The following is an 8,946-nucleotide window of genomic DNA, read 5'->3' as shown; positions in this document are numbered from 1 at the left end:
TACTAATGTGATGAAAAACTTTGAAATTACGATTGAGAATGCTTTAAGCTTAGCTATTGAAACTAAACCTTTATACTCCATAGTCTATTCTTAACATTACATGACAATAATACACAATTGTTGTACTTGATGCAAATAAATTTTTTAATCGTTAAGCGAACCTGCAACCGTCATTTCGCTAACTTTAATCGTTGGTGAATTAAATTGCCCACAAAAAGTTAGATCATCTGCAACGACTAAATTGCTAAACATATCCTTCAAATTTCTAGCAATGGTAATCTCATGTATTGGATACGTTATTTTTCCATTTTCTATAAAAAATCCGGAAGCGCCTTGGCTGTAATCGCCATTGATTAAATTGACACCAAAACCAAATAAATCAGTTACATATATTCCCTCTTTCACTTCCTGAATTAATTCTTCAAACGATACATCACCATTCTCAATGTAGAGGTTACTAGCTGCAGGAATAACTGCAGCATTACTTGCACGAGTTGCACTTCCGGTTGTTTCTGAGTCTAATTTTCTAGCCGAGTATAAGTCTAAAATCCAATTTTGTAATATTCCGTTTTTTACAAATATATTTTTCTTGCTAGTTATCCCTTCTCCATCAAATGGTCTCGATGCTATGCCTCTTGGCAACAATGGATCATCGATAATATTAATTCTATCGTTGAAAATCTGAGCGTTTAAACTACCCCTCAAGAAAGAACTGTTGCTTATAATACTGCTCCCATTTATAGCAGAAGCAAAACTTTTTACTAGCCCTTTTGCTGCTCTTTTTTCAAAAATAACTGGAAATTTACCAGTTTTCATTGTACGTGAATTCAATTGATCAACTGCTCTTTTTGCTGCTTCTTTTCCCATTAACTCTGGCAACTTTAAATCACTAAAATTACATGCTATATCATAATCGTAACCAACCTTCATTTCACTTTCTCTTCCAGCAACAACAGAGACCTGATTAGCAAAGGTTGATTTACTAAACGAGCCAATAAAACCAGAAACAGTCGATAATACTGTATTCACTAAAGCGTATGAAGAAGAGGCTCCTTCAGAATTAGTGATACTCTTATGTGCAAGGGCTGAATTTTCTGCAGCTTCAGCAATTTCTTTTAGGTTATCAACGGTTACAACATTATTATCTGAGATACTTAAATCTGCAGAAGAGATATAATTACTACCATTTACAGCAAAATTAATGCAAGGATCTTCTGGCGCATTCTTTGCCATTTCTACAACTTGGCTTACTGTATCACTCAGATTATTCAAATCGTTTGTAGAAATATACGCAGCTTTGTTTTTACCTGCTATAGCTCTGATTCCTACAGTGCAATTTTTAGATTGTGATATTTGCTCAATTTTTGATAGACGCTGAGAAACTGAAGTCTTATTAGTTTCATATATTGTAACTTCCGCATCTTGATTTTGCTTTTTTATTAGTTTAGTAATATCTGCTGCAATATTTAATATATTCATTTTCTATTCCTTAGATTTCTATAAAGATTCTGCACCACCTATAACTTCAATTAAATCAGTCGTAATCGCTGCTTGACGAGAACGATTATAAAGCAATGCTAATTTGTTCAGTATCTCTTTAGTGTTTCTGTTTGCTGATTCCATAGCAACCATTCTAGCACTATTCTCACTCGTTGCACTTTCAAGTAAAGCAGAGTAAAGAGCAATTACAACGTAATCTTGAACCAAAGATTTTAAAATAAATTCAATATTTTGTGGTTCATACTCATAGCCGTAATCTGTTGTTGGACCAGCCAGAGAGCTATCAATCAAGGATGAGTCTTTACTCCATGGTTTTATTGTTTCCAACATTGGTTTTTGCGTGAAGGTATTATAGAATTTACTATAAAAAACTTTAACTTTATCGTATTTACTTAAATCTATACCATCAACCAAAGCTTCTACGTGCTTTAACGTGATTCCCTTACTATTTTCAATTTTTAAGATACTTTTAGAGTCAAATCTATTTTTACCTACATCAAAAGCTTTTTTACCAAGAAATACAATATCTACTTTTTTGCCATTTGCGATTGACTTATTTACACGCTCTTGACTAAATTTGACAATAGAAGAGTTAAAGTTGCCGCACAAGCCACGATCAGACGCAATAATGAATACTAGGTAAGAACCGTCGTTACTGACATTTAGAATTTTTGCCAGTAATTCTTGATCAACTGATAGCATTAATGAAAAAATAATGTTATGCAGCTTAGATACATATAATTTTGAATTTAATAACTTCTTTTGGCTTTGTAACAACTTTGCTGCAGAAACCATTTGCATTATTTTCGTGGTTTTCTGTACAGACCTAATATTCTTAATTCTTAAGGATAATTCCTTTAAGCTCTTCATTTTGTATACAACCCTGATTTATTAAAATATATAACTGTTAGTGTCTAAAAGCAAGTTTTTTTGACATTAAAACCAAGTCTAGCTAAGAAACTTGCAGGTTTATTGTTTGGAGATAAGGATTATATTAAGAAAGTGCTCTAACTTCAGCAATATCAATGTGAAAGTAGCCTAATGGTAATTTCTACACTTTGTGGAATTTTATAATATATAATAAACACAATTAAAACTATTACAACTTGAACACTTATGATCCCATTGTTCTAGTTCCCTGTTACAATTTTTACATTTCCAGCCTGGATCAGGCAAAGCTTCTGAGCCCATCTTGTTTAGCCAATAAATTACCTTGTCGTGTTCTTGCAATGTAACCTTGAGTTGTATTACAATAAAGTAGATTGACATGTAATTAGCTTTTTTCATAGCAGTATCTAAATATTGACTTGCAAGATCATATTTACCTGAACTCATTGAGGACAAAGCAAGTAAACAGTAACTAAAATAATAATCAGGGCGTAAGTTGTATAGTCTTTCAGCACCTTTACTATTTAAATTGATGTACATTTTAGCTGACTGAGGAGTAGGATTTACTGTATACTCTGCCTCTAGCACTGCAGAAGCTTTTCTGATTTTTCCAAGTTTAATATATAATTCTGCCTTTAAATAATTGATGGGCTGAAAAATTGCACTATAACGTTGTGCTCTAAATAAAGACTTTATAGCCTCCTTAAAATTTCCTTTACTTTCATATTGCTTTGCTAAAGCGCAATAAAACACTGCAAACATTTCTTTATGATCAAAGGGGAGAAAAATATTGGACTTAACTGCTTCCTTCAACCTCAAAATTGCATTAATCCAATCTTCTTTCAATATGCAATGCTCTATTTGAAAGGGAATAGATAGCATTTTATCGTTAATTGAACTAGAGCAATATTCTATAAATTTTTGAAAGACTACTTTTTCTTGTTTGAGGTGGACAATCAGCTTATTGGCTAGAAGTAGAGCTAAGTTACGATTTTTATTTGCAATATTTGTTAAACCGTTACTGAAAAAGCTGTAATTTCCCGTCTTACCTGAGTTAAAGAGCTTTATTAAAGACAACCTATCGCTCTCCTCACTCAGACTTTTAACTAGCTTTTGGGCATTCTCTATATTGTCTAAGTCTATGCTAAAGAAAGCTTCAAAGAGAAGCAATTCTTCCCTATCCCTTCTTCTATTTCTTATGTTGGCAAATGTTGATGAAATGGAGGAAAAAAAGCGTACAAGTGTAATTAATAAAAATAATAAAACTACACAAGTAAAAATAATGAAATATAGATCAATACTTATAGTGTAATTGCCTAATTCCAATTTTATTACTTCACCACTTACCTTGACCCATATACCAAATAAAAACGAAAAAGCGAAAATTATAAAATAAATCATGAGATATATTGTAATAAGTGATGATATATTGTTGAAATATTCTTAGAAGCTACAATAAAACCATTCAATTTATTCAGCCATAGCTTGAATTCTGAATGCGTTAAATTGCTTACTGTAACAGTTATATTTTGCCAATCATTATCATTTATTGACTCCTCAATTTCTGCGAATTTTACTCTTAATGGATCATTTCGGTCGTCTACCTTTATCCAGTTTGAAATGATTTTTTTAGACAATGTACTTTTGTTGTAATCGATAGTATCAATAGTTTTTTCAAAAGATAACTTCAATTCGTGTAAGGTATTTATCTCTTTCAAATTTTCTAATTCATCTACTGCATTTTCTATCTCTGGATCGTCAAGCTCTGATATCAAAGGCTTTATTGAATTTATATGGTTATCAAATTTTGCTTCTCGCAATAACGAATTCTTCATTTTAACCACAAGTAATAGCAATTTTGCAAGGTTCTTACATCTTGAGTTATTATCACCTTGCTCACATTGAGTATGCTGACTTCTCTTGAGGTCAAATATCTTTTTTTCTATTCTAGATTGATTAACTTCAAGCAACATTCTAAATTCATCCATGTTTTCCGTTAAAGCTTTCACATTGTTTTCACTCTCTTGCTGATTTATTTTTAAAAAGATTATGTTATTTATTGTGATGTAACCGGTAAATAACAATACAATTAAGAACCAACCTATGTACTTTTGCTGAGTATCATTCATAACGTAGTATCTCCGCAGGATCTTGTGCAGCTGCCTGCAACGCAGGAGCAATTGTCGCTAAAAATGATAAGAGTAACGCAAGTGCAGAAATATTTACTACGTCTTGGGGTACTAATATCACTGGCAAACTTGAAAAAAAGTATATCATAGGATCAAACAGCTTGACGTTAGTAATGTTTTCTAAAAACACTCTAATGCTTTCGATATTGAGAGAAAAAACGACACCTATAATACAGCCAAGACAAGTTCCCGTAAAACCGATTAATAGACCACAAGCGCAAAATATACGCATAATGCTTCCACTTGTTGCACCAAATGTACGCATAATTGCAATCGCGGATTTCTTTTCTTGCACTATCATCATTAAATTTGAGATAATATTAAACGCTGCTACAACTATAATCAAAGTGAGAATTAAAAACATCACATTTCTTTCAGTTTTTAAAGCACTAAAATAATGGCTTTGCTGTGATTGCCAACTTTCAGCTTCCATTCCTATTTCTTTTTCTATAGCATCTGCCAGCTTATCAGCTCTAGTAACGTCGTCTACAAGTACTTCTATATTTTTTATGCTATTTTTATAATTAAAAAAGGCTTGTGCTGATTTTAGAGGCATATATATCAAGGTATTATCATACTCAAACATACCCATATCAAATATTGCTATAACTTTATATTTTTTCATTCGCGGCATTTCACCAAGTAATGCATCAAATTCTTCAGATGATATAAACGTAATTTCGTCGCCATAGTCAATGTTCAAAACTTCTGCTAAGCGTGCTCCTATTATTATCCCTTCATCAAATTTTTTTACATCACCTATAATTACATTATTTGTAACGGCAGTACTATCAAGCAAATCTTTAGTTGACACACCTCGCACTACGCTACCTGCAATTTTACCATTTGCTACAATAATAACTTGATCATTGGTCATAGGAGTAGCTTTTAATATACCAGGAATTCTCTCAATAGATTTTGAAACTGCGTAGTAATCTGAATTTATGTTCCTATCAAAATAAACGTTAATATGGCCATCAATGCCAAGTATTGAGTCAAGCAACTTTGCTCTGAATCCGTTCATCACAGACATCACCACTATTAGTGTTGCAACTCCAAGGGCAATGCCGATAATAGAGAACAAAGTCATTATAGAGCAAAATCTGGCATTTCTTGCTCGCAAATAGCAAGCAGCCATAGTAATTTCAAAGGCAATGGACATTACAAAATATTTTGAGGTTAGACATTATATTTTTGAAACTTCGTATAATTGTAGACTTTTCTTTATTTAAAAACTAGAGATTTTTGCTTCCTTAAATTTAGCAGACTTATAGAGTATCTTTAACATTAGAATTTCAAAATCTTCCATATACATCATCCAACCTCACTATATCATTATCAGATAAATGCTCTCCTATCTGAAATTCAACTATTTCAAGTGGAGAGCTTGTGCTTTTATAACATAGAAAAAATCAAGAATATTATTGGGTTTATTCAATAAGTTATAATTCTTTCCTTCCATAATTTTCAAATTGTACAACTAGTTGCTTTACATTTACATCTGTGAGAAGAGCATTTTTGCTAACATGAGGTCTCGGATCAGATTTTGCTGATAAGGGATTCATCTGAGATATTTCATCCCTCATTGGAAATAAGCGAGATTGGGAAGCAACTTTTGGTGATGGCCTAGTTTTTTTCTCCACATCTATATTCACTTGTGCAACAGGAGGGGTCCTGCTTTCAATAGTTTGCGCATTAGGACTTTCTTTTGCTTGATTTTGTTTGAATTTTTTTCTTATCTCTTGTACTTTAATATCGATATTATAATTAATTTCTTTTTCCATAGAAGATACTACCATTTCTAGCTTTGTGCTTGATTTTTGATCAGTATGACCTAACTTTTTAAGTTTTAGTGGTAATTCAGGTTTATCTTTAGTTGATTTAGGAACAGTTCCTACTACTTTTGGTTTTTGTCTAACTTCTTGACCAGCAGTAAACATTTTTTTTGGCAATGGGGGTGCTATTGATGGTTTTGGCAATATTGGAGGTTTAGATTGTTGTTTTTGTTTAAGTTCTCTTTTTGCTTCCATATGTTCTTTAGGAACTGTTACATAAATTAGCTCTTCTCTAGGCGATTTTGAACTTTGTGAATTTTCTGTTAAAATTTTACTCTTCTTCTCTTGATAATTTGATATCTCTTTGTATCCAGGCTTTTCATCTAATGAATTTCCATGGCCTGAATCATTATAATTAACTTCTACTTGTCTATCTTCTTTTAGAAAACTGCGTTCTGGCTTTTCTGGAGCTATTGCAATATTTCCTCTTTCAACTTGCTCCAAACCTGAAATTTTACGATAAGCCTCTAGATATTCAAAGATTGTCATTGAAGTAGGAGGAGGTAATTTATCAATAAAACTACTTATATTCTTAACTGGAACATTTCTTCCCGAGATTCTATTCAATATTTCCTTTAATATCTTAAGACCTGATGGCTTTCCATTCATCGATTTTACATAATCAATTGAGTCACTACGTATAACAAACTTAGCTACATCTTCTGCCTTATCTGTAAAACGCTTTAATGCCTGAGATAAATCCCTTACCGTTTTATTATAATGTCTAATAGTTACTAACTCATCTCTTGCTTTTATAGCTTCTTTAAGGAAACCGAGATTTTCTCTATAATTGTCACTTTTAAATGGATCCTTCATATTAATTACAACTCATTATTTATTAAAATATGGGTATAGGTTTAAAATATTAAGATTTAGTAAATATTATTTTTTACATAAAGCAGCTATACCCATATTATAAATTGCCAACAAATGCATTTATGGCGTTACCATATTCTTCCATATACATCATCCAATCTCACTATATCATTATCAGATAAATGCTCTCCTATCTGAAATTCAACTATTTCAAGTGGAAAGCTTGTGCTTCTATTTTCAATCCTATGGGAAACTTCCCTTGGGATTTCTATCATATGGTCCTTTGCTATAGCATATTCTTTGTCTTCTAAACTAACATATCCAACTCCTGATAGCACTATATGGTATTCATCTCTATAGTGATGGAATTGCTTAGAAGTGCAGCTTAATGGATTGATAAAAAGATATTTTATAAGAAAATTTTCGCTCATTAAAATTATACTACAAAATCCCCATGGTTTAACTTCTTTCCTTATCACCTTTACTTTCTTAACTTTATGAATAAATGAAATTAGACTTTTGTTTGGTTGCTTACAAGCTCCACTCAATAAATTTTTATTACTTTCTGTCGTTGAAACTGGTTCTTTTTCTCTAATCACATGCTGAAATGATGCCGGTTCTTTACTAAACTTCTCACTCAATTCTAAAACTGAATTCCAAGTTCCAACATCCAACCAATCGAAATTAGCTTCTATCATTGCAACGTTTTTTGCTTTCTCCATCACCAAGTAATCAATGGATATGCCTTCAATTCCTGCAAAATCTCGTTGTTTTAAATACAGAAATCTCTCTTGCGGTGTGAAATATTTAAAACATAAATTGTAAAGATTCGGGGCAGATTTTTTAATCTCATCTATGTAGCGTTTTGCTTTAAGAGGTTGTCCGGAAACTAGTAAATTCAAGCATATTCCCTCTTTAACATAACCCTACTCATAGCTAGGTATATGAAATTCTCAGTGGATGTTGTGAGTAAATCATACTCCTTCGATAGCCTTCTATTCCTATTAACCCAAGCAAAAGTCCTTTCTACAACCCATCTTCTTGGCTGTACTTTAAACCCTTGTTCTCTTGTTGGTAGTAGCTCAGGTGGCGTATCTTTGTGCACCCAAAATCTACATGGAGGCCTTTTAACAATTTCAATATCTATGTCATATTCTTCCTTTATGTGATTCTTTAAATTTCTTCCTTGGTATCCCATGTCAGCCCACATTTTTTTAACTTTAGTATATTTTGTTCTCATATTGTTTAATGCTATTTTAATACCATCTCTATCACTTTCTGGATTATTCCATNCGTAACAACCTAGTATAAAACCCTGAGTGTCTGTAATTATATGCCTTTTTCTACCCTTTACTTTTTTACTTCCATCATAGCCTTTGATCCCCCCTTTTCTGTAGTCTTTACAGATTGACTATCTACTATACAGGCACTCGGCTGCTCATTCCTTCCTATTTTTCTTCTACTATATTTTGTAATTTCATAATTCATTTTCTCAAAAATTCCCTGCTTCTTCCATTGCCTGAACTGCTCATACACAGTCTTCCATAGCGGAAAATCATTTGGTAAATACCGCCATTGACACCCTGTACGCAATACATAGAAAATTGCTTCTAATATTTCTCTTTTGCTATACTTTGGCGGCCTTCCTCCTTTCTTGTATGATACTCTGAAGTGTTTTTCTATTCTTGCCCATTCCCTTTCGCCAGCCCACTTATCAT

7 protein-coding genes and 1 pseudogene are annotated in these 8,946 nt (G+C 32.4%); all 8 read right to left on the bottom strand.

Translation table 11 applies throughout. From position 1 onward, the window contains the following. Window positions 1–144: 144 nt before the first annotated feature. The 8 genes and pseudogenes from WG67_RS05360 to WG67_RS06480 all read right to left on the bottom strand — a co-directional run bounded on the left by WG67_RS05360 (window position 145) and on the right by WG67_RS06480 (window position 8,911). A complete protein-coding gene (locus tag WG67_RS05360) occupies window positions 145–1,479 on the bottom strand; it encodes a TldD/PmbA family protein (RefSeq protein WP_070357006.1) in 1,335 nt (444 codons plus the stop codon). Window positions 1,480–1,497: 18 nt separating this feature from the next. Then, the gene (atpG, locus tag WG67_RS05355) at window positions 1,498–2,370 is read right to left on the bottom strand and encodes an ATP synthase F1 subunit gamma (protein ID WP_010081973.1); all 873 of its coding nucleotides are present in this window, start codon (window positions 2,368–2,370) and stop codon (window positions 1,498–1,500) included. 198 nt (window positions 2,371–2,568) lie between these two features. Next, a complete protein-coding gene (locus tag WG67_RS05350) occupies window positions 2,569–3,789 on the bottom strand; it encodes a hypothetical protein (RefSeq protein ID WP_007548692.1) in 1,221 nt (406 codons plus the stop codon). Further along, on the bottom strand, window positions 3,786–4,517 hold the full coding sequence (locus WG67_RS05345; protein WP_038199598.1) for a hypothetical protein: 732 nt from the start codon (window positions 4,515–4,517) through the stop codon (window positions 3,786–3,788). Before WG67_RS05345 ends, WG67_RS05350 begins: the two co-directional genes overlap by 4 nt. After that, entirely contained in the window at window positions 4,510–5,739 is a 1,230-nt protein-coding gene (locus tag WG67_RS05340; protein ID WP_070357005.1) for a lipoprotein-releasing ABC transporter permease subunit, read from the bottom strand. The genes WG67_RS05345 and WG67_RS05340 overlap by 8 nt, the downstream gene beginning before the upstream one ends. A gap of 280 nt (window positions 5,740–6,019) precedes the next feature. Next, complete coding sequence (locus WG67_RS05335) at window positions 6,020–7,228, bottom strand: hypothetical protein (protein ID WP_070357004.1); 1,209 nt, start codon at window positions 7,226–7,228, stop codon at window positions 6,020–6,022. A gap of 128 nt (window positions 7,229–7,356) precedes the next feature. Beyond that, window positions 7,357–8,100, bottom strand: a pseudogene (locus WG67_RS05330) (cupin domain-containing protein); the annotation flags it as partial. A 26-nt stretch (window positions 8,101–8,126) separates the two neighbouring features. Continuing rightward, window positions 8,127–8,911 (bottom strand): IS5 family transposase gene (locus WG67_RS06480; protein ID WP_156768673.1). Its coding sequence is split into 2 segments (ribosomal slippage): window positions 8,127–8,590 and window positions 8,590–8,911, totalling 786 coding nucleotides; the frame shifts between segments, so codons are not numbered across the junction. Window positions 8,912–8,946: the final 35 nt, after the last annotated feature.

This window comes from Wolbachia endosymbiont of Drosophila incompta, from assembly GCF_001758565.1.
In the GTDB taxonomy this organism is placed as follows: domain Bacteria; phylum Pseudomonadota; class Alphaproteobacteria; order Rickettsiales; family Anaplasmataceae; genus Wolbachia; species Wolbachia pipientis.
This window is presented reverse-complemented; position numbering and strand designations above follow the sequence as displayed.

What these genes read in the sequence shown, in the direction of transcription:
- WG67_RS05360 (WP_070357006.1), bottom strand. Translation starts at nt 1,479, where the DNA reads ATGAATATATTAAATATTGCAGCAGATATTACTAAACTAATAAAAAAG.
- atpG (WP_010081973.1), bottom strand. Translation starts at nt 2,370, where the DNA reads ATGAAGAGCTTAAAGGAATTATCCTTAAGAATTAAGAATATTAGGTCT.
- WG67_RS05350 (WP_007548692.1), bottom strand. Translation starts at nt 3,789, where the DNA reads ATGATTTATTTTATAATTTTCGCTTTTTCGTTTTTATTTGGTATATGG.
- WG67_RS05345 (WP_038199598.1), bottom strand. Translation starts at nt 4,517, where the DNA reads ATGAATGATACTCAGCAAAAGTACATAGGTTGGTTCTTAATTGTATTG.
- WG67_RS05340 (WP_070357005.1), bottom strand. Translation starts at nt 5,739, where the DNA reads ATGTCCATTGCCTTTGAAATTACTATGGCTGCTTGCTATTTGCGAGCA.
- WG67_RS05335 (WP_070357004.1), bottom strand. Translation starts at nt 7,228, where the DNA reads ATGAAGGATCCATTTAAAAGTGACAATTATAGAGAAAATCTCGGTTTC.